Genomic DNA, 20125 nt, shown 5'->3' on the forward strand with positions numbered 1-20125 from the left:
GGGCGGGCATGACGATCCTTGCCGACATCCAAGAAGAATATCAGTTTCTCGACGCGGACGACCGCTATCGCTTGCTGATCGACCTCGGCCGCGCGCTTGAGCCGATGCCGGACGCGCTCAAGACCGATGCGACGCTGGTGCGCGGCTGTTCGGCGGCCGTATGGGTCTATCCGACCGTGCTGGACGATGGGCGACTGCATTTCCTGGCGGACAGCAATGCGGCTATAACCAAGGGGATCATCGCTCTGGTGCTGCAAACGGTGCAGGATCAGCCGCCAGCCGCCATCGCAGCGGCGGATGTCGAGGAGGCGCTGGCCCCCTTCGACCTGCGCAACCAGCTCAGTTCCAACCGGACGCAGGGCATTCCCAACATGATTGCCCTTATCCGGCAAACGGCTGGTCGCTACACCGGCTGAACGCTGCAACCTGCAAGTGGCCTCGACCATTATCCTTCCGTAACCAGATGGAAGGACAAGAGCCGATGCGCATCCCCTTGATGATGACGGCCATGGCATTGCTGGCCGCCTGCTCGCAGGAACCCGAAGAACCAAGCCAGCGCGAGCAGATCGGCCAGGCGTGGAAATATGAAGGCGGGACCGGCGATGCCGCGAAGGTCGCCTATATCGGCAGTGCTAATACGGTCGCGACGATGACCGCGCCCGACACTTTTGCCGTGCTGCTGGTCCAACCGATGAGCAATGGCGAAAAGACCGTGACGGTGAAACTGGTCGGCGCGCCTTTTCAGTGCGACCTGTCGGCCTGCACAGTCAGCGCGACGGGCGATGATGGCAAGACGCATAGCTGGCAAGGTCGCATGACCGATGCGAAGGACGGCATTGAAATCATGCCGTCGCAAAATGCCTATGACGTCATCGAGAAGGCCAAGACGGTGAAGGTCGACCTAGTGGTCGGCCCGCAGGACAAGACCGCGCCTTTTGCGTTCAACGTGGCGGGGCTTGACCTGCCGGGGTGACCGGGTCGGCAGCGGAAGGCGCACGCACGCCCGCCCGGTTGCGGCGGGCGAGTTCGCGTTTCAGATCCTCCGGGCGGGGGGCGACGAGAAAGCCGAAGCTGACCGTGCCCTCCTTCGTCTCGACCACATGATGCAGGCGATGGGCCTGGACGATCCGCTTCATATAGGGCGACCGCGCGACATAGCGGTTCTTGACGCGCTGATGCACGATGATGTCGTGAAAGCCGAGATAGATGGCGCCATAGGCGGCGATCCCGGCACCCATGGCCGTCGCCCAGCCGCCCCAGCCCCATTGCACGCCGCCCAGTAGCAGCAGGATGGAGGGCACGGCGAAGATCACGAAATAGAGGTCATTGGCTTCCCACCGGCCAAGGCGCGGGCGATGGTGGCTGGCATGCAGGAACCAGCCGGGACCGTGCATGATCCAGCGGTGCATGACATAGGCGAAACCTTCCATCGCGACGACGGTGGCGAGGAAGATCAGCAGGAGCAGGACAAGATTCATGGCTCTGATATAGGCGCGCAGGACGACGGAAGCGACCCCGTAAAGTTACGGCTTTTGGGGTAGATCGGCCGCGCTATGGATGACCCGTTGCGGATAGGGTATGGTGATGCCGTTGTCGCGGAAGAGTTGCCACACGCGGCCCAGCACGTCGGACTTCACATTGCCGACCCCGCCCTCCGGGTCGCTGATCCACACCAATATGTCATGTTCGACGCGGCTCTCGCCAAAGCCGGTCAGCCAGACATTGGGCTTGGGGTTGCGCAGCACGCGGGGGCTTTCGGCAGCAGCCTGCAGCATCAGCGCCTGGGCGAGCTTGAGGTCGCTGTCATAGCCGATGCCGACGGGAATGCGGACACGGACATTGCGGTCGGAATAGGACCAGTTCTCCACTTCCTGCGTCATCAAATTTTCGTTCGGGATCAGATGTTCCTTGCCGTCGCGGGTGATGACGCTGACGGCGCGCACGCCGATCTTGTTCACCCAGCCGAAACTCTCGCCCACGACGATGACATCGCCCGGCTTGATCGACCGGTCCATCAGCAGGATGATGCCCGCGATCAGATTGCCGAACGTCTTTTGCAGGCCGAAGCCGACCGCGAGGCCTAGCGCGCCGGAAAAGACGGCAAAGGCGGTCAGGTCAATGCCCAGCATGTCGACGCCGATGAAGAAGGCTGCGATGATGATGGCGATAGCGGCGAGTTTCTGCGCCAGCAGCTTTTGCGTGGGATCAAAGCCTTCCGCTTGACCGATTGATCGGCCGATCAATTTGTTGGCGAGGCGGACGAGCGCGAACAGGGCGACGCAGGTGGCGGCGATCGACAGCAGGCTGAGCAGCGTGACCCGGCGTTTGCCAAGGCTGATGCCGACCGTATCGAGGGTGGCACCTACAGGCGCGAGGCCGCCATTAGTGCCGGAGACGATCGTCAGGAACAGCAGGAGCGCCAGCGGGAGCGTGGCCCATCGCGGGATGGAGAGCGTGCGCAGCGCATAACCCGCGAGCAAAGCGACCGAGAGGCCCAGGCCGATGCCCAGCACCAGATGCCCGACCGAATCGGCCGGCCAGAAGGCCGTGGCGATACCGATCAGCAGCGCCGAGAAGGCATAGCGCAACATGGCGCGCAAACGGGTGGCGAAGGATTCGCCCAAGGCTTCCATGGGGCCGCGCAGCCGCGGCTCGACCCGGCGCGAGAGGCCCGCAGCGGCGAGGTGCAGGACAAGTGCGAGGCCCAGCGCGATCAACGGATGGATCAGCCCGCCGCTGTCGGGCACGCGGTTGAGCAGCCAGGCAATGCTGAGCGTCATCGCGCGGCCCGGAAGCGGGTAAGCCCTGCGTCGAGGTCGGCGATCAGGTCGTCGGGGTCTTCGAGGCCGATATGCAGGCGGACCATTGGCCCTTCTACTTCCCAGCGGGTTGCGGTGCGGTGGCGGGCGGGATCGACCGGCAAAGCGAGGCTTTCAAAGCCGCCCCAGCTATAGCCGATGCCGAAATGGGCGAGGCCGTCGATCAAGGCGGCGCGGGCGGCCTCATCGCCGCCGTCCAGCACGAAACTGAACAGACCGGTCGAGCCGGAAAAGTCGCGCTGCCACAGTTCATGGCCGGGGCAATCGGGCAAAGCGGGGTGCAACACGCGCGCGACGCCGGGCTGATCCTTGAGCCAATGGGCGACCGCGAGCGCGCCGTCCTGATGCTGGCGCAGGCGGACGCCGAGCGTGCGGAGGCCGCGCGAAGCGAGCCAGGCATCGTCGGGGCTGGTCATCTGGCCGAACAGGTAGGCGGCCTGGCGGACCTTGGCGAACCAGTCGGCGTTCGCCGTGACGCTGCCCATCATCACGTCGCTATGGCCGACGATATATTTGGTGCAGGCCAGGATGGTGATGTCCACGCCATGGGCCATTGCCGGGAAAAAGAGCGGCGTCGCCCAGGTATTGTCGAGCAGGGTGACGATGCCCCGTTCGCGCGCGATGGCGGTGATGGCGGGTATGTCCTGCACCTCGAACGTCAGGCTGCCGGGGCTTTCCAAGAAGATGGCCCGCACCTTTTCATCGCCAAGGCGGACAGCGACCCGGACAGCATCGCAGGGATCATAATAGATTGTTTCGACGCCGTAACTATTGAGCATCTGATCACAGAAGTTGCGGGTCGGATCATAGGTGCTGTCGGGCATGAGCAGTCGGTCGCCCGGCTTCAGGGCCGCCATCAGCGCGCAGGCGATCGCGGCGACGCCCGACGGGAAGAGCATCGTCCCTTCCGCGCCCGGTTCCATTTCGGTCAGTGCGTCGGCGAGCGACCAGGCAGTCGGCGTGCCCTTGCGCCCGTAGAAGAGCCGTTCATGCGTGCTGCTGCCCGCGGCCTTTCGCAGATGGGCGACATCGTCATAGAGGATGGTCGAGGCGCGCCAGACCGGCGGGCTGACGATGCCGCCGGGCTGAGCGGGCATGCCGGTCCATTCGGGCTTGCGTCCGGCCTGTACCAGTTTCGTCAGGGGTTTGCGGTCGTCACTCATGCCGGGCCGGTCGCCTTGGGCGTGGCGGGGTCGAACCCCCATTCGGACCAACTGCCGTCATAGAGGGTTACATCGTCCTTGCCGAGCGACTCCAGCCCGGCGAGGAGGATGGCGGCGGTGACGCCGCTGCCGCAACTGGTGATGATCGGGCGGTCGAAGTCAATCCCGGAGTCGGCATAGAGGGCGCGCAATTCGTCGCCCGATTTCATGCTGTTGTCGGGATTGAACAGCGACGGCGAGGGCAGGTTGCGCGATCCGGGGATATGGCCCGACGCCATGCGGAGGCGCGGTTCGGCCTCAGCGCCGGTGAAGCGTCCAGTGCCGCGCGCATCCAGCACCTGTTCCGCGCCGGTGGCGAGATTGGCGATCAGGTCCGCCTTGGTCCGTACCTGTCCCGCCGCGCGGCGGGCGATGGCGGTGCCAGCGGTGGACGTGACGATGCCGGCCTCCGTAGGGCGACCTTCCGCCACCCATTTGGGCAGGCCGCCATCGAGAATCGCGACCGACGCGCCCAAGCCATAGAGGCGCATCATCCACCATCCGCGCGCGGCGCTGTGCAGCGGGCTATTGTCATAGACGATGATCCGGCTGTCGGGATTGATGCCCAGCGCCTGGCAGCGCTGCGTCATCAGCGCATCGGGCGGCAACATGCCCGGCGTCGCGTCGTCGGGGTCGTTGAGCGACGCCAAATCCATAAATACGGCGCCGGGGATGTGCGCGGCCGCATATTCGGCGAGCGGATCGCGCGGGGTGCCGGGCAGGAACAGGCTGGCGTCGAGGATGCAGAGATCCGGCGCGCTTAAGTGCGCGGCGAGCCAGTCGGTGGAAACGAAAATGGTCATGCGGTCCCCTATGGCCTGCGTCTTGCCGCCCCTTCTAGGCCGGGGGGCGGAGGCTGGAAAGGGCCAAGCCTAGCGCGGTGGCAGTTCGGCGGCGGCGCGGGCGGCGGGGCGGCGATATTGGCGCGGCCCCTGATCGAAGCGCAGCGGCGCGAGGCGCTCGGCGGGCGGCTCCTGCTCCTGCCCGACGATGAAGGCGCGAGCGGTGCGGCCCTTGTCGTCCGCCGCGTCATTGAATTGATAGGTCACGTCGAAGGCCGCGATCGGGATCAGCAGGCTGCGATCGCCCATGGGCACTGGCACGATCTGGTCGGGTGCAAGGCGCAGTTCGCCGTCCAGCCGCAGCGTTTCGCCCGGTGCCAGCGCCACGGCGGCATGGAGCGGCAAGCCGGTTTCGCCGATGAAGAAGCCGTCGAGCAGCGCCTGCTGGTTCGCGCCGCCATTACCGATGACGCCGCGCACCAGCACGTCCTGCGCGGCAAGCGACCCGCGATTATGCAGCAACAGGCCATAGGCGATGGTGACGCCCATCAGCGAATAGCGCGCCTGCGTGACCACGAGTTGCATGTCGATCCAGGCCCGGTCGGTGTCGACAGGGGCAGGCGGCGGCGGGGGCGACGCGACGGGCGCGGGAGGCGCTGTCGACGTCGGCGGAGGGGCGGCGAGGGGCTGATCGACGGGTTCTGATTCGACCGTCTCGGCTTCGACGGGCGAGCGACGGCGACGCAACAACAGGGCGACGGCGGCGAGGGCAAGCAGACCAGCGATGATCCAGCCCCAAGGCGTCGTATCGGCGCTGGCCGATGGCGCGGGCGTTGCCGCTGGGGGCGGTGTGACGGTGACGGCGGGGGCGGTCTCATTGACCACAGGCTGGGGCAGGGGCGCTTCTGGCGTCGGCGCGCTGTCATTGGCCGGTTCCGGTTCCGGTTCCGGTTCCGGCTCCGGCTCGGCGCGGGGGGCGGGTGTTGGCGCAGGGCGGGTTTCGGTTGGTCGAGTAGGCTGTCGCGTGGCTGGCTGTGCTGGAGTGGGGACCGGCACGGCAACGGGCGGCGGCGTCACGGTCGGCGCGACGATGGGCGGCGGCGCTACCGGGGTGGCGGGCGCGCGAAAGACATCCAGTTCCGGTCCCTGTCGGCGGGTATCGACGGGCGGCGCTGTCCGCGACGGCGGCAGGCTGAAACCACCCGGCGCAGGCTCTTCCGCCTGCTGGGCATGGACGGGCGCGGCCAGCAAAAGCGGCGCGGCGAGCATAAGTGAACGTACAGACCCCATATGGTGGCCAAGGCACAAGCCGCGCTGAATGGCAAGTGAACAACGTCGCCTGCCCCGTTGGACCGATGACAGCGGGCGGGCAATCGCGTAAGGGGCGGCCATGACCGACCTTAGCCAAACCCCGCTCCATCTGGGCCAGACCAGCGCGCTTCCTGCCAAGCCGGAAGCCGCCATCCTCGATTATGTGCCCAATCCGCGTCCAGGCAAACCCTATCTGGTGCGCTTTACCGCGCCCGAATTCACCTCGCTCTGCCCGGTGACCGGCCAGCCCGACTTCGCCCATCTGGTGATCGACTATGCGCCCGCCGCGACGATCGTCGAATCCAAGTCGCTCAAACTGTTCCTGGGGGCGTTCCGCAACCATGCGGCCTTTCATGAGGATTGCACGGTGGGCATTGGCGAGCGGCTGTTCGCCGAAATGAACCCCATTTGGCTGCGGATCGGCGGCTATTGGTATCCGCGCGGCGGCATCCCGATCGACGTTTTCTGGCAATCGGGCGAACCGCCTGCGGGGCTGTGGTTGCCGACGCAGGACGTGCCAGGCTATCGCGGCCGGGGCTGAGCGCCGATCAGACCAGTTCGCCGGTTAGTAGCCGGGGGAGCGCCCCGGACTGGCCGCGCGCTTCGGCCATGAAGCGCCCCTTGAGCAACGAGGTGCGCTGCACTGCTGCCAGTCCTGCGCGCCGCGCCAGCTTTGGCAGGCGGCCGGGAATGTCAAACAGGCGGACAAGGCCGTCCATCGCCACGCTGGTCATGATCGCGTCCAGCCCGCGCCAACGCTGATAGCGCGCAAGCAGTTGCGCATCGCCCGGATCGAGGCCGAGGCGCATGCCATCGACCAGCACTTCGACCAGCGCGGCGACATCGCGCAGGCCAAGGTTCAATCCCTGTCCCGCAATCGGGTGGATCGCATGAGCGCTGTCCCCCACCAGCGCCAGCCGCGTATCGGTGATGCGGGCGGCGTGGTGGAAGCCCAGCGGATAGGAGGAACGCGGCCCCGCCATGCGGATGTCGCCCAGGAAGCCACCGATCCGCTTCTGCGCTTCGGCGAGCCAGGCGCGTTCCGACAATTTGAGCATGGCGGGCGCCTGCTCACTCGGCACGGTCCATACGATCGCGGAGCGGGTGCACGGCAGCATCGGCAGCAGCGCGAAGGGGCCACCGACATAGAAAATCTCATAGGCGGTGTTGCCGTGCGGCACGTCATGGTCGATCGCGCTGACCATGGCGGTGTGGCTATATTGCCAGCGGGTGGTGCGGATACCCGCCGCCTCGCGGGTCGGGCTGTTGCGCCCCTCCGCCGCGACCAGCAGCGCGCCGCGGATCGTCGCGCCGCTCGCCAGCGTTAGCACGACGCCATGCTCATTGCGATCCACATGGGTCGCACGGTCGGGCTGGTAACGGGTCAGGTTGGTCGCCCGTTGGGCGGTCTGTTCCAAAGCGATGCGCAAGTCGCGATTGGGGAACATGGTGCCCATCACGCCGTCATCGTCGGCGTCCGGCACGAAATCGAGCGCGCCGGGTTCCAACCCATCGCTCACCCAGATGCGGTCGATCGGGCAACCCTTGCCATCGAGAAAGGGCATGACCCCGATCGCCGAGAGCATTGCGCAACTGGTCGAGGAGATGGCTGAGACGCGGCCGTCGAAACCGCTGGCGGTGGTATCCACCGGATCGGCGGGATCGACGATGGCGGTGCGTACGCCATGGCCGGAAAGAGCTATGCCAAGGGTCAGGCCGACAAGGCCACCGCCCAATATCACGACGTCGAAGCGTTCCATGGCCCCTGTCTAGGCGGTCGGGGCCGACTTGAAAAGCGATGGCTGGCCCGCTCGCCCAAAAGGGCAGGGGCCAGCCTGATCACCTCAGACGATATGCACCCAACCGGCCGGATCGGCGACGGTCCCGCGCTGTATGCCGGTCAGTTCGCCGCGCAGGCTTTCGGTGACGAGGCCGCCGTCGCCATTGCCGATGGTGAAGTCGCCATCCTTGCTTCTGACGGTGCCGATCGCGGTGACCACCGCCGCCGTGCCGCAGGCAAAGGCTTCGCGCAGCGCGCCGCTGGCGGCATCGGCGCGCCATTGGGCAAAGCTGTAGGGCTCTTCGCGCACATCATGGCCCTTGGCGCGGGCGAGGGTGATGATGCTGTTGCGGGTGATGCCGGGCAGGATCGTGCCGGTCAGTGGCGGGGTGACGATCGAGCCATCCTCCATCACGAAGAAGACGTTCATGCCGCCCAATTCCTCGACCCATTTATTTTCGGCGGCATCGAGGAAGACGACCTGGTCGCAGCCCTGTTCGGTCGCTTCCTTCTGCGCGACCAGGCTGGCGGCATAATTGCCGCCGCATTTGGCCGCACCCGTGCCGCCGCGCGCGGCGCGGGTATAATGTTCCGACACCCACAGGGTCACAGCCTTCTTGCCGCCCTTGAAATAGGCACCGGCGGGCGAGGCGATGACGCAGAAAATATATTCCTTTGACGGGCGTACGCCGAGGAAGGCCTCGCTCGCGAAGAGGAAGGGGCGCAGATAGAGGCTGCCTTCGCCGCTCGGAATCCAGTCTGCGTCGATCTTCACCAGCTCCGCGACGGCTTCGAGGAACAGGTCTTCGGGGATTTCCGGCATCGCCAGCCGCTCGGCAGACTGGGCGAAGCGGCGGGCATTTTCCTCCGGCCGGAACATGGCGATGCTGCCATCAGCGAGGCGGTAGGCCTTCATGCCTTCGAAAATTTCCTGGGCATAATGGAGTACGGCGCAGGCCGGGTCGATCTGGAACGGTTCGCGCGGACCGACGCTATGGCTATGCCAGCCCTTACCCTCGGTATAGCGGATCGTCACCATATGGTCGGTGAAGAGGCGGCCGAAACCGGGATCCTCCAGCAGGGCGGCGCGCTCGTTCGCCGCCACAGTCTTGCTGCTGCGGGTAACGGTGAAACGCGAACTATGCTGGCCGTCCATAATCTGTCTCCTTGGGTTGGACGGGCTGCCTATGTCACAAAGCGGGACTGGAAACAACGTCACCTATGCTGACCCATCGGGCCGCTTGGCTCAAGCTGGCCTCTTGGCGCTGGGCCATAGCCTCGCTAACGCTGGCCGATGCATTTTTTCTCCGACAACGCCACCCCGCTTTGCCCACCTGTAATGGCCGCGATCGCCGCTGCCGACCGGGAGGATCATGGCTATGATGGCGACCAGTGGAGCGCGCGGCTCGACGCGGCCTTTGGCGATCTGTTCGAAACCCCGGTCAGCGCGCTGTGGGTCGCGACCGGCACGGCGGCGAACAGTATCGCACTGGCCTGCCTGTGCCCGCCTTATGGCGGCATCGTCTGCCATGAAGAGGCGCATATCGTCGTCGACGAATGTGGTGCGCCGGGCTTCTTCACCCATGGCGCGAGCCTGATGCCGCTGCCGGGCGAGGGCGCGAAACTCACGCCGGACGTGGTGGCGGAGCGGTTGGCGGCGATTCGCCCCGACGTGCATCAGGTGCCCGCGCGTGCGATCAGCATCACCAACGCGACCGAATATGGCCGCGTCTACACGCCCGACGAGGTTGCGGCGCTGGGGGAGATTGCCCGTACCCATGGCCTGGGCTTCCATATGGACGGGGCGCGGTTCGCCAATGCGGTGGCCTTTTTGGGTTGCGCGCCCGCCGACGTGACTTGGCGCGCGGGCGTCGATGCGCTGAGTTTCGGCTGTGTCAAAAATGGCGGGATGGTGGGGGAAGCGTTGCTCTTCTTCGGGCCGGAGCGGGAGCGCCGGGCCGCAGAAGCGATGCGCTGGCGCAAGCGGTCGGGCCATTTATTTTCCAAGGGGCGCTATCTCGCCGCGCAGATATTGGCGATGGTCGAGGATGGGCTGTGGCTGGCCAATGCCAGCGCCGCCAATGCCGCCGCGCAGGCGCTTGCCGAGGCGACGACGGGGCGGTTGCTGCATCCGGTCGAGGCGAACGAGTTGTTCCTGCGGCTTTCCGCTCCTGAGGCGGCGGCTTTGCGCGCGCAGGAGTTTGATTTCTACGATTGGGGCGCGGGCGCGGCGCGGATCGTGACTAACTGGTCGCAGGACGCGGACAGTGTCGCGCCGCTGGCGGATGCGCTGCGCAGGCTCGACCATGGCTGACGACAGCCGGGGCGGCATCGTCCTGCCCTTCATCCTCGTCACGCTGATCTGGAGTTCGACCTGGATCGTCATTCGCGATCAGTTGGGCAGCGTGCCCGCCAGTTGGTCGGTCTGCTATCGCTTCGCGCTGGCCGGGGTCGCGATGATGGCCTTTGCCCGGATGCGGGGTGTATCGCTGCGAATCGGCGGGGCGGGGATGATGTTCGCGGCCTTGTTGGGGACGGCGCAGTTCGTTCTGAACTTCAACTTCGTCTATCGCGCCGAAGAACATCTGACGTCCGGGGTGGTCGCGGTTTTCTACGCGATGCTGCTGATCCCCAATTCGATTCTGGCCTGGATCGTGTTTCGTCAGCCGGTCAGCCGTGCTTTCATCGCCGGGTCGGCTGTGGCCATGACCGGGATCGCGATGATGCTGGTGCATGAATATCGGGCGGCCAGCGTGGATCCGGACAAGGTTCTTTTGGGCGTCGGCTTTTCGGTTATCGGGCTGTTCAGCGCTTCGGCCGCCAATGTGATGCAGGGCATGGATATCGCACGGCGGCTGCCGATGGTGGCGATGCTGGCCTGGGCAATGCTGATCGGCGCGGGGATCAATGCGCTGTTCGCCTGGGCGACGGCAGGGCCGCCGGTGGTCGAGCTGCGCCTGACCTACTTGCTGGGCATAGGCTGGCTGGCTTTGGCGGGATCGGTGGTCACCTTCCCGCTCTATTTCCGGTTGATCCAGCGATTGGGCGCTGGGCGGGCGGCCTATACGGCGGTGTTGATCCCGGTAATCGCGATGCTGATTTCGACGTTGGTGGAAGGCTATCGCTGGACGGGCCTCGCTGCATCAGGCGCGCTGCTGGCCATCGTCGGGATGGTGATCGCGTTGCGCGCGAAAAAGGCTTAGCGACGCAGGCCTGGCTGATAGTGCTGCTTGGCGGCGTTGACCCGGTCGATCAGGCTGGACAGCGACGGCTGGACGCTCGCGATCGGCGCGGGTGCGGACAGGCGGGTCATGCGATGGCTGAGCGCGGTGAAGGCGATTTCGATACTGTCCATGCGAGGGCGTCCTGCTCTGTTGCGGCAAGGCCCTCTTCGCGTCGATATGGTTAAGAAGGGGTAAGCATAGTCGGCGCTTGCGGCGAACCGATTTCGTCCTTCAGGCAGGCCATTAGCCCGTGGGCGTAGGTGGGATAGCGAGGCTGCCATCCCAGCAACCGTTTGGCGCGGCCATTGGCGACGCGGCGATTTTCGGCATAAAAGCCCCGCGCCATGGGCGAGAGTTGGGCCTGATCCATCGTCAGCAGCGGGGGATAGGGCAAGGCCAGCATATCGCAGGCGGCTTCGATCACCCGATTTTGGGCGCAGGGCAGATCGTCCGACAGATTATAGATGCCGGGCGGGCCGTCGAACGAGGCGATGATGCCCGCGACAATGTCATCGACATGGATGCGGCTGAAAACCTGGTCCGGCAGGTCGATGCGATGCGCGCGGCCCTCCCGCACCCGGTCCAGCGCCGACCGGCCCGGCCCGTAGATGCCCGGCAGGCGGAAGCGCCGCATGTCGGGGCGCAATGCTCCCCAACCGGCATCCGCATCGGCGCGCGCCGTGCGGCGGCCTGCGCCGATCGGACTGGCTTCGTCCACCCATGCGCCACTGGTATCGCCATAGACGCCCGTCGAGGAGAGATAGCCGGTCCAGCAGGTAGGCGCGGCGGCGATCGCCGGGCCGTAGCGCACGAGGACGGGATCGACGTCGCCTTCGGGCGGGACCGAGGAGAGGATATGCGTGGCGCTGGCGATGGCGGCGCGGACGGCGGGTTCGTCATCGAAGGCCAGCGTGTCGGCCCCGGCGCTGCGGCGCGTGCCGGTGACGTGCCAGCCTTCACTCCGCAGCCAGGTGGCGAGGCGGGCGGCGGTATAGCCCAGCCCGAAGATCAACAGATGGGGCATGACCGCCCTGTCAGACCGTAAAGCTCTCGCCGCAGCCGCAACTCCCCTTGGCATTGGGATTGGCGAAGGTGAAACCGGCGGTGAAATCATCCTCGACCCAGTTCATGGTCGATCCGATCAGATAGAGGACCGACCCGCCATCAATGTAGAAAATGCCGCCGGGGGTCTCGATCTTCTCATCGAATTTCGCTTCTTCGGTGACATAGTCGACCGAATAGGCAAGGCCCGAACAGCCGCGCTTGGGAGTCGAGAGCTTGACGCCGATCGTGCCTGCGGGCGCCTGCGCCATCAGGTCAGCGATACGCTGCTCGGCGCTCTTCGTCAGGATGACGGCGGCCGGGCGGGCGCGGGTCTTGGTCTCGGCAGTCATTACAGCATTCCCAGTTCGAGCTTGGCTTCGTCGCTCATCTTCTGCGGATCCCAGGGCGGATCCCAGATCAGGTTGACCTGCGCATCGCCAACGCCGGGCACTGCACCGACGCGCAGTTCGACTTCGCCAGGCATGGATTCGGCGACCGGGCAATGCGGCGTGGTCAGCGTCATGGTGACGACGACATGCGCCTCGTCGGTCACATCGACGCCGTAGATCAGGCCAAGGTCATAGATGTTGACCGGGATTTCCGGGTCGTAAATCTCCTTGAGCGCGTCAACGACGGCATCATAGAGATTGCCGCCCGGCTCGCCTGCGGCGATCGGGGTCGGCTTGGCGGCGAGGAAGCCGTCGAGATAGTCGCGCTGGCGTTCGCCGGAAGCGGGCGGGTTATCGACGCGCGCCTTGGGCGGGGCCTCGACCGTTTCGACTTCTTCCACCATGATCTTGCGCTCTTCGCTCATCATCCAAAAATCTTTCTTACCCGCTCCAGGCCGCGCACCAGCGCGTCCACGTCGCTTTCGTCACTGTAAATGCCAAAGCTCGCCCGTGCGGTCGCTTCGACGCCCAGATGCCGCATCAGGGGCTGGGCGCAATGATGCCCGGCCCGGATCGCGACGCCGGTTTCGTCCAATATGGTGCCGACATCGTGCGGATGCACCCCCTCGACCGCGAAGGAGAGGATGCCAGCCGAGTCTTCGGGGCCGAAGACGCGGATGCTGTTGAGATTTTCCAGGGCCGCGCGAGCCTTGGCCACCAGCGCGCATTCATGCGCGTGGATCGCGTCCAGACCGATCGCCTCGACATAGTCGATCGCCGCCGACAGGCCGACGACGCCGGTGATGTGCGGCGTGCCCGCTTCGAACCGGGTCGGGGCGGGGGCATAGGTCGTTTTCTCGAACGTCACCTTGTCGATCATCGATCCGCCGCCCTGATAGGGGGGCATGGCGTCGAGCAGTTCCCCACGACCCCACAGCACGCCGATTCCGGTCGGGCCATAGAGTTTGTGCGCGGAAAAGACGTAGAAATCGCAATCCAGCGCCTGCACATCGACGGCGATGCGGGGGACAGCCTGACAGCCGTCGATCAGGATCTTGGCCCCGACCATATGGGCGATATCGGCAGCGCGGCGGCAATCCAAGACACTGCCCAGCACGTTCGAGACATGGGACAGCGCGACCATCCGGTGACGCGGCGTGATCATCGCGCGCATCGCGTCGAGGTCGATCCGGCCATCGGCGGTCAGGGGAAGGACGTCGATCTGCGCGCCGATCTTTTCCGCCACGATCTGCCACGGCACGATATTGCTATGATGTTCAAGGGTGGAGAGCAGGATGCGGTCGCCTGCCTTCAATTGTTCGCCCGCCCAGCATTGGGCGACGAGGTTGATCCCCTCGGTCGCGCCGCGGACATAGACGATCTCGCTGTCCGACGCCGCGCCTATGAAGCTGGCGACCTTGCGGCGCGCAGCTTCATAGGCGAGCGTCATGTTTGCCGAGCGTTCGTAGACACCGCGATGGACGGTCGCATAGTCGGGGCCATAGGCGCGGGCGATGGCGTCGATCACGGCCTGCGGCTTTTGCGCGGTCGCGGCGCTGTCGAGATAGTGCCAGTCGAGGACGCCGGGGAAGTCGTGGCGCAGGGAGAGGGTCGAAAGGGTGGTGGTCATATCATCCTCCCCTTGCAGGGGAGGTGGCTGGCCAAAGGCCAGACGGAGGGGTGTCCCGCCATCGAGAGGGTGACACCCCTCCACCACTTCGTGGTTCCCCTCCCCTTACAGGGGAGGATGGTGTTGCTCGTCATACCAGCGACTCCAGCTTGGCGATCGCGGCTGCTTCGAATTGCTCACGCAGCGCTTCGTCGGGCATGTCGTCAAACACGCCCGCCACGAAGGAGCGCAGCAGCAGCGTCTTGGCGGTCGCCGGGTCCATGCCGCGCGAGGCCATGTAGAAGAGCGCGGCCTTGTCCAGTTCGCCCACCGTCGCGCCATGGGCGCATTTGACGTCGTCGGCGTAGATTTCCAGTTCGGGCTTGGCATTGGCGGTCGCGGTGCGATCGAGCAGCATCGCCTTGATCGATTGAAACGCATCGGTGCGCTGCGCGTCGCGGGCGACGTTGATGCTGCCGAGATAGCTGCCGGTGGCGCGGCCGCCCAGGATCGACCGGACGGTCTGGCCGCTGGTCGCGTCGGGCTGCGCATGGGTGACCGAAGTGATGATCTCCAGCGTCTGGTCACCGCCGCCAATGATCGCGCCATGCAACCCGAAATGCGCGCGCGCGCCCAGCGTGACGGCAAAGGTCACGCGGCCGAGCGTGCCGCCGATGTTGAGCAGATGGAAATCGCAGCGCGCATCGTCGGCGACGGTGATGACATAGTCATGCACCGCTGCGCTGCCATCGGCAGCGTCCAGCAACAGATGATGGTTGGCGGTGTCGCCAGGGGTGACATCGATGCGCGTCGGCGCCGGCAAGGGCCATAGCGAGGCGACAGCCTCCAGATCGCTATAGCGCCAGTCTTCCTGGCGGCGAGTGGGCAGAGCGAGAGCGGTCACAGGCACGACTCCTCCGCGTCTCTGCGTCTCCGCGTGAACAAAGTCATCTCACGCGGAGGCGCAGAGACGCGGAGAAAAAGGGAGATGCCTGCGGCGCTCATGCGGCAACTACCTCAGCATAGCCTTCGCGTTCCAACTCCAGCGCCAGTTCGGGGCCGCCCGATTTGACGATGCGTCCGTCCGCCAGCACATGCACATAGTCTGGCTTCACATAGTCGAGCAGCCGCTGATAATGGGTGATGAGCAGCACGGCCTTGTCGGGCTTGCGCATGATCGCGTTGATCCCTGCGCCGACGATCTTGAGCGCGTCGATGTCGAGGCCGGAATCGGTTTCGTCGAGGATCGCGAGCTTGGGATCGAGGATACCCATCTGCACCATTTCGGCGCGCTTCTTCTCGCCGCCCGAAAAGCCGACATTCACCGGGCGCTTGAGCATCTCCATGTCGAGGCCGAGCAGCGCGGCCTTTTCCTTGGCGAGGCGGATGAATTCGCCGCCGTTCAGTTCCTTCTCTCCACGCGCGCGCTTCTGGCTGTTGAGGCTTTCGCGCAGGAATTGCAGGTTGGAGACGCCGGGGATCTCGACCGGATATTGAAAGCCGAGGAACAGCCCGGCCGCGGCGCGCTCGTGCGGCTCCAATGTGAACAAGTTCACACCGTCGTAGAGCGCCTCGCCGCCAGTCACGTCATAGCCTGGCCGTCCGCCCAGCGTATAGGCCAGCGTCGACTTGCCCGCGCCGTTCGGCCCCATGATCGCGTGGATTTCTCCTGCATTGATGGTGAGCGACAATCCTTTAAGGATCGTCTTGCCGTCGATGGTGTTGGTCAGGTTGTCGATATTAAGCATGGATCATTCCCGGCAGCAGCGCTTCTATATTTATCCTCCCCTGGAAGGGGAGGTGGCAGGGCGTAGCCCTGACGGAGGGGTGTCGCCCTCTCGATAGGGCGACACCCCTCCACCACTTCGTGGTCCCCCTCCCCTTACAGGGGAGGATTGAGGCGGTTCGCCGCATCATCGTCTTATCCTTCATGCGCGCGCTGGAGCGTGCGGGCGGTCCAGAAGGCCATGTCGCGCACATCGCCCGGCGCGGGGAAGAGCGTGTCGATGTAGCGCTTCACCGGCATATAGGGCCACCAGTCGGCCTCGCCCTCTGGCGGTCCCTTTTCCAGCAGGGCGACGACAAATTCGCTGACCGGGCCCATGCGGGCGAGGTTGGGTGCCTTCGCCTTGTGGAACGCCTTGTCCTTGCGCAGCTTCTCGGTCATCGCCGCGTCGGCTTTTTGCAGCGCATCGCGGCTCGCCGCCTCGAACGCGTCGAGATCGCCGAAATCGGCGCGGGCGCGCGGCTCCAGCTCGCCCTCTTCCAGCTCATAATCCTCGGTCAGGATACGGATCGCGGCGGTCCATGACTGGCCATTGCCAACATCCTCCGCGAAATCCGCGAGGGCATCCTGAATATCGTCTTCGTCGCTCAAGTTACTCTTCCCAGTTTAAAGCCAATTTTTAATTTGCGGCGCTCGGCGTCACTTTGAAATTCGGGTGCCCATCGAACCGCGACACGAAAGCGTCAAAATCCAGATCGCGTTTTTGGAGCGAGTTCAGGTTACGCAGCGCGTTGTGAATGCTGGTGAATACATAGTGCTCGACAGAACCGATTATTTCGCAAATTTCTGATCGAAAATCGGCTTTGACTGCCCAGTCCTCAATGGGATCATGTACCTCATTCAAACGCCGCATGTTGCATCCGTTATCTAGGTGAAACGTCTTTTCGCCAGGCTCGATGACGTCAGGCCATTGCGCCAAAACGAGATCATATGCCTCTCGCAGAAGATCGCGAGGAACGACGGTGACACTCACACCACATTCCTTTTGCCAATGCCGTCACCCCAGACTTGATCCGGGGTCCCACTGCCTTCCAATGCGGCGCAAAGAAAAGCGGGATGCCGGATCAAGTCCGGCATGACGTGGGGAGAGGCGGTGGGGGTCATCCCACGCTGCCTTCCAGGCTGATACCCAGCAATTTCTGCGCCTCGACCGCGAACTCCATCGGCAATTGCTGCAGAACCTCCCGCGCAAAACCATTCACGATCAGGCTGACGGCGCTCTCCGCGTCCAGGCCGCGTTGCATGGCGTAGAAAAGCTGGTCGTCGCTGATCTTCGATGTCGTCGCTTCATGCTCGATCTGCGCTGATGGATTACGGACCTCGATATAGGGGACGGTGTGCGCGCCGCACTGGTCGCCCAGCAGCAGGCTGTCGCATTGGGTGAAGTTGCGCACGCCCTCCGCGCCCGGTGCCACCCGTACAAGTCCGCGATAGGTGTTGTTCGATCGGCCTGCGCTGATCCCTTTCGACACGATGGTCGAGCGGGTGTTTTTCCCGTTGTGGATCATCTTGGTGCCGGTGTCGGCCTGCTGCATATTATTGGTCAGCGCGACGGAGTAGAATTCGCCGACGCTGTTGTCGCCGTTCAGCACGCAGGACGGGTATTTCCAGGTGACCGCCGACCCGGTTTCCACCTGGGTCCAGCTGACCTTGCTGTTCTTGCCCTGACACAAGGCGCGCTTGGTCACGAAATTATAGATGCCGCCCTTGCCATCCGCATCGCCAGGATACCAGTTCTGGACGGTCGAATATTTGATCTCGGCATCATCGAGCGCGACCAGTTCCACGACCGCCGCGTGGAGCTGATTTTCGTCGCGCATCGGCGCGGTGCAGCCTTCGAGGTAGGAGACGTAACTGCCTTCATCCGCGACGATCAGCGTGCGTTCGAACTGGCCGGTATTTTCCGCGTTGATGCGGAAATAGGTGGACAGTTCCATCGGGCAGCGAACGCCCTTGGGGATGTATACGAAGGTGCCGTCGGAAAAGACCGCGCAGTTGAGCGTGGCGAAATAATTGTCGTGCATGGGCACGATCTTGCCCATCCACTTTTTCACCAGATCGGGATATTCGCGCACCGCTTCGCTGATCGAGCGGAAAATGACGCCCGCTTCCTCCAGCTCCTTGCGGAAGGTGGTGGCGACGGACACCGAATCGAACACGGCATCGACCGCGACGCGGCGGCTGCCCTTCACCCCCGCGAGCACTTCCTGCTCGGCGATGGGGATGCCCAATTTCTTGTAAGTGGCGAGGATTTCGGGATCGACTTCATCAAGCGAATCCAGCTCCACCTTCTTTTTCGGCTCGGCGTAATAATAGGCGTCCTGATAGTCGATCGGGGGGACATTGAGCTTCGCCCAGTCGGGCGGCGTCATCGTCTTCCACATCGCAAAGGCCTTCAGCCGCCAGTCGAGCAGCCATTGCGGCTCCTTCTTCTTGGCGGAGATGAAGCGGACGGTATCTTCGTTCAGCCCCTTGGGCGCGAAATCCTGTTCAATGGCGGACGACCAGCCATGTTCGTAGGTCGAGGCGCGATCGGCCGCGTCCTGCGCCTCCTGGTTACGGCCAGAATAGCCTGGGACAGTCGTGATTTGCTCGGTCATGCCATTTCTCGTGTAAGGCTGGCGATGGTCACGCCAGCCAGGGCAGCGCGGATCGCTTCATTGGCGACGTTCATATGCGGGCGAATGCGGCAATCCTGCTCCAGCGTGCAGTCATGCGTGCCCGTGTCGGCGCAGGCGGTCATGGCGATCGGCCCTTCGACCGCTTCCACCACATCGGCGAGCGTGATGGTGGCGGGCGGACGCGACAGGCGGACGCCGCCGCCCGTGCCCCGGCTCGATTCGAGCAGGCCCGCCGATGACAGGCGCCCCACCAGCTTTTGCGCAGTGGGTAGCGGGATGCCGGTTTCGGCGGCCAGGGTGGTCGCGTTCATCTTGGCAGCACCGCAATGGCGCGCAGCGGCGGACATCAGCACGACCGCATAATCAGCGAAGCTTGATAATCTCATGCCAGTTGCGAACCATTCTTAAATCGGATCAATATCGTCCGATTGGCATTTGGTCCTCTCAGGCTCGGGAATCAAGGGCTAATTAGGATAGGCGGTTGAGCATCGCCACGTCGCTGCCCAGTGATCGGCGCAGCAGAGTGAGCTGGGCGACGGCAGAGGGCTCGGTCTGCAACTGGTGCGGGGTCAGGCCGATGAAGTGTTTGATTTCACGGATACAATGGGACTGGTCGTAGAAGCCCGCCTCCTCGCATAATTGCTGCCAGCTTTCGCCGTCGAGGGCGATTCGGGCGGAACAGCGCAGCGCGCGATATTTGCGCGCCAGCAGCTTGGGCGGGGCACCATAATATTTGTTGGTGAGGCGCGCGAGTTGGCGCGGCGACAGGTCGGTCGCTTCGGCCAGCGCCTCGATTCGCGGCGACCCTTCGCCCATCAGCCAGCCATCGACCGCATCGAGCAAGGCCCAGGTCGTGCCGCGTAGCGGTTTGACCAGGCGGCCGAGCGCGGCCCAGCAACGCGCGGCGATCTCCTCGGCCTCTGCTTCGTCGATCGTCCGCAATTCCGCCAGCAGATCGGCATGATGCGCGCCGCCAACCGCCGCCAGGTCGCACAATCGGTCCGCCAGTGCGCTGGCGTCGCCGCCATGGAGGGATTGCCATCCGGCCGGTAGCAGCGAAATGCCCAGAACCCGGCTGGGTCGGTCGAGTTCGAACCGGGTCGCGCCCATCGTCGGACCGAGCAGGCAGACGTCGGGCGTCTGCATCACGACATCATCCTGAAAATGATAATGGCCACCACCGGCCAGCATGAAGCGCAATTGTGGCACATCAGCACGGGTCGCGTCGCCATAATGATCGGCATCGACGGTGAACAGATAAAGCGAACCGAAATAGGCGCGCAATTGTTCGGGTGGCGCAAAATAGCGCAGCCGCACCGGCCCCTGCGCCGCGGCCACTGTATAGGACAGTGGCCCCCCTTCGTCCGGCAGGGCAACAGCGCCCCCGGTCATGCCGAATTTGTGCAACCCCATTTTCTTCACCCCAAGGGGATTACTATGCGCCAACTGCGCCCGCACGCAAGTAACATGGTGAAAGAACTGTTACTTTTCTGGTTCGATACTGCACCGCACATAAAAATGGCCCGACGATTTGCATCGCCGGGCCAAGGAAAAGGTC

The 20125-nt window shown here is 64.5% G+C and carries 24 protein-coding genes; 5 read left to right on the forward strand and 19 right to left on the reverse strand.

The window, feature by feature from the left end:
* The first annotated feature begins 8 nt into the window (after positions 1–8).
* Complete coding sequence (locus J2W40_RS09815) at positions 9–416, forward strand: SufE family protein (protein ID WP_310224178.1); 408 nt, start codon at positions 9–11, stop codon at positions 414–416.
* 65 nt (positions 417–481) lie between these two features.
* Positions 482–973, forward strand: coding sequence for a hypothetical protein (locus J2W40_RS09820; protein ID WP_310224180.1), 492 nt, complete (start codon positions 482–484; stop codon positions 971–973).
* On the opposite strand, the gene J2W40_RS09825 is transcribed toward J2W40_RS09820, so the two are convergent.
* From J2W40_RS09825 to J2W40_RS09845, 5 genes are all read right to left on the reverse strand, one after another.
* The gene (locus J2W40_RS09825) at positions 942–1478 is read right to left on the reverse strand and encodes a sterol desaturase family protein (RefSeq protein WP_310224182.1); all 537 of its coding nucleotides are present in this window, start codon (positions 1476–1478) and stop codon (positions 942–944) included. The genes J2W40_RS09820 and J2W40_RS09825 overlap by 32 nt on opposite strands.
* 45 nt (positions 1479–1523) lie before the next feature.
* Complete coding sequence (locus tag J2W40_RS09830) at positions 1524–2780, reverse strand: mechanosensitive ion channel family protein (RefSeq protein WP_310224184.1); 1257 nt, start codon at positions 2778–2780, stop codon at positions 1524–1526.
* A complete protein-coding gene (gene metC / locus J2W40_RS09835; RefSeq protein WP_310224187.1) occupies positions 2777–3982 on the reverse strand; it encodes a cystathionine beta-lyase in 1206 nt (401 codons plus the stop codon). Before metC ends, J2W40_RS09830 begins: the two co-directional genes overlap by 4 nt.
* A complete protein-coding gene (gene sseA / locus J2W40_RS09840) occupies positions 3979–4824 on the reverse strand; it encodes a 3-mercaptopyruvate sulfurtransferase (RefSeq protein ID WP_310224189.1) in 846 nt (281 codons plus the stop codon). The genes metC and sseA overlap by 4 nt, the downstream gene beginning before the upstream one ends.
* Before the next feature lie 69 nt (positions 4825–4893).
* Positions 4894–6093, reverse strand: coding sequence for a hypothetical protein (locus J2W40_RS09845; protein WP_310224191.1), 1200 nt, complete (start codon positions 6091–6093; stop codon positions 4894–4896).
* A gap of 100 nt (positions 6094–6193) precedes the next feature.
* Here J2W40_RS09845 and queF point away from each other — a divergent pair, with 100 nt between their 5' ends.
* Positions 6194–6655, forward strand: a complete 462-nt coding sequence (queF, locus tag J2W40_RS09850) for a preQ(1) synthase (protein WP_310224193.1) — start codon at positions 6194–6196, stop codon at positions 6653–6655.
* A 7-nt stretch (positions 6656–6662) separates the two neighbouring features.
* On the opposite strand, the gene J2W40_RS09855 is transcribed toward queF, so the two are convergent.
* Both J2W40_RS09855 and J2W40_RS09860 read right to left on the reverse strand, forming a co-directional pair.
* Positions 6663–7874, reverse strand: coding sequence for an FAD-dependent monooxygenase (locus J2W40_RS09855; RefSeq protein ID WP_310224195.1), 1212 nt, complete (start codon positions 7872–7874; stop codon positions 6663–6665).
* Between the two features lie 84 nt (positions 7875–7958).
* Positions 7959–9050, reverse strand: coding sequence for a branched-chain amino acid aminotransferase (locus tag J2W40_RS09860; RefSeq protein ID WP_310224197.1), 1092 nt, complete (start codon positions 9048–9050; stop codon positions 7959–7961).
* A gap of 138 nt (positions 9051–9188) precedes the next feature.
* Here J2W40_RS09860 and J2W40_RS09865 point away from each other — a divergent pair, with 138 nt between their 5' ends.
* Both J2W40_RS09865 and J2W40_RS09870 read left to right on the forward strand, forming a co-directional pair.
* Positions 9189–10208 (forward strand): threonine aldolase family protein, encoded by a 1020-nt coding sequence (locus tag J2W40_RS09865; protein WP_310224199.1) that lies wholly within the window; start codon positions 9189–9191, stop codon positions 10206–10208.
* Entirely contained in the window at positions 10201–11097 is an 897-nt protein-coding gene (locus J2W40_RS09870; protein WP_310224201.1) for a DMT family transporter, read from the forward strand. The genes J2W40_RS09865 and J2W40_RS09870 overlap by 8 nt, the downstream gene beginning before the upstream one ends.
* Here the strand turns inward: J2W40_RS09870 and J2W40_RS09875 are convergent.
* The 12 genes from J2W40_RS09875 to J2W40_RS09930 all read right to left on the reverse strand — a co-directional run bounded on the left by J2W40_RS09875 (position 11094) and on the right by J2W40_RS09930 (position 19980).
* Positions 11094–11249, reverse strand: a complete 156-nt coding sequence (locus tag J2W40_RS09875) for a hypothetical protein (protein WP_310224203.1) — start codon at positions 11247–11249, stop codon at positions 11094–11096. The two genes, J2W40_RS09870 and J2W40_RS09875, sit on opposite strands and share 4 nt — an antisense overlap.
* A gap of 50 nt (positions 11250–11299) precedes the next feature.
* Complete coding sequence (locus tag J2W40_RS09880; protein ID WP_310224206.1) at positions 11300–12142, reverse strand: Rossmann-fold NAD(P)-binding domain-containing protein; 843 nt, start codon at positions 12140–12142, stop codon at positions 11300–11302.
* 10 nt (positions 12143–12152) lie between these two features.
* Entirely contained in the window at positions 12153–12512 is a 360-nt protein-coding gene (locus J2W40_RS09885) for a HesB/IscA family protein (RefSeq protein WP_310224208.1), read from the reverse strand.
* A complete protein-coding gene (locus J2W40_RS09890) occupies positions 12512–12976 on the reverse strand; it encodes an SUF system Fe-S cluster assembly protein (RefSeq protein WP_310224451.1) in 465 nt (154 codons plus the stop codon). Before J2W40_RS09890 ends, J2W40_RS09885 begins: the two co-directional genes overlap by 1 nt.
* On the reverse strand, positions 12976–14181 hold the full coding sequence (locus J2W40_RS09895; RefSeq protein WP_310224210.1) for a cysteine desulfurase: 1206 nt from the start codon (positions 14179–14181) through the stop codon (positions 12976–12978). The genes J2W40_RS09890 and J2W40_RS09895 overlap by 1 nt, the downstream gene beginning before the upstream one ends.
* Positions 14182–14311: 130 nt before the next feature.
* A complete protein-coding gene (locus J2W40_RS09900) occupies positions 14312–15064 on the reverse strand; it encodes a SufD family Fe-S cluster assembly protein (RefSeq protein ID WP_310224212.1) in 753 nt (250 codons plus the stop codon).
* A gap of 97 nt (positions 15065–15161) precedes the next feature.
* Positions 15162–15908: a Fe-S cluster assembly ATPase SufC gene (sufC, locus tag J2W40_RS09905; protein WP_310224214.1), complete on the reverse strand. Its 747-nt coding sequence runs from the start codon at positions 15906–15908 to the stop codon at positions 15162–15164.
* Positions 15909–16081: 173 nt separating this feature from the next.
* Positions 16082–16537, reverse strand: coding sequence for a hypothetical protein (locus J2W40_RS09910; RefSeq protein WP_037476824.1), 456 nt, complete (start codon positions 16535–16537; stop codon positions 16082–16084).
* Positions 16538–16565: 28 nt separating this feature from the next.
* The gene (locus J2W40_RS09915) at positions 16566–16919 is read right to left on the reverse strand and encodes a hypothetical protein (RefSeq protein ID WP_310224217.1); all 354 of its coding nucleotides are present in this window, start codon (positions 16917–16919) and stop codon (positions 16566–16568) included.
* A 127-nt stretch (positions 16920–17046) separates the two neighbouring features.
* Positions 17047–18546, reverse strand: coding sequence for a Fe-S cluster assembly protein SufB (gene sufB / locus J2W40_RS09920; RefSeq protein WP_310224219.1), 1500 nt, complete (start codon positions 18544–18546; stop codon positions 17047–17049).
* Complete coding sequence (locus tag J2W40_RS09925) at positions 18543–18953, reverse strand: RrF2 family transcriptional regulator (RefSeq protein ID WP_043149212.1); 411 nt, start codon at positions 18951–18953, stop codon at positions 18543–18545. The genes sufB and J2W40_RS09925 overlap by 4 nt, the downstream gene beginning before the upstream one ends.
* A gap of 82 nt (positions 18954–19035) precedes the next feature.
* Positions 19036–19980, reverse strand: a complete 945-nt coding sequence (locus J2W40_RS09930; RefSeq protein ID WP_310224222.1) for a helix-turn-helix transcriptional regulator — start codon at positions 19978–19980, stop codon at positions 19036–19038.
* Between the last annotated feature and the right edge of the window lie 145 nt (positions 19981–20125).

Source organism: Sphingobium xenophagum (assembly GCF_031457465.1).
Lineage (GTDB): Bacteria > Pseudomonadota > Alphaproteobacteria > Sphingomonadales > Sphingomonadaceae > Sphingobium > Sphingobium xenophagum_A.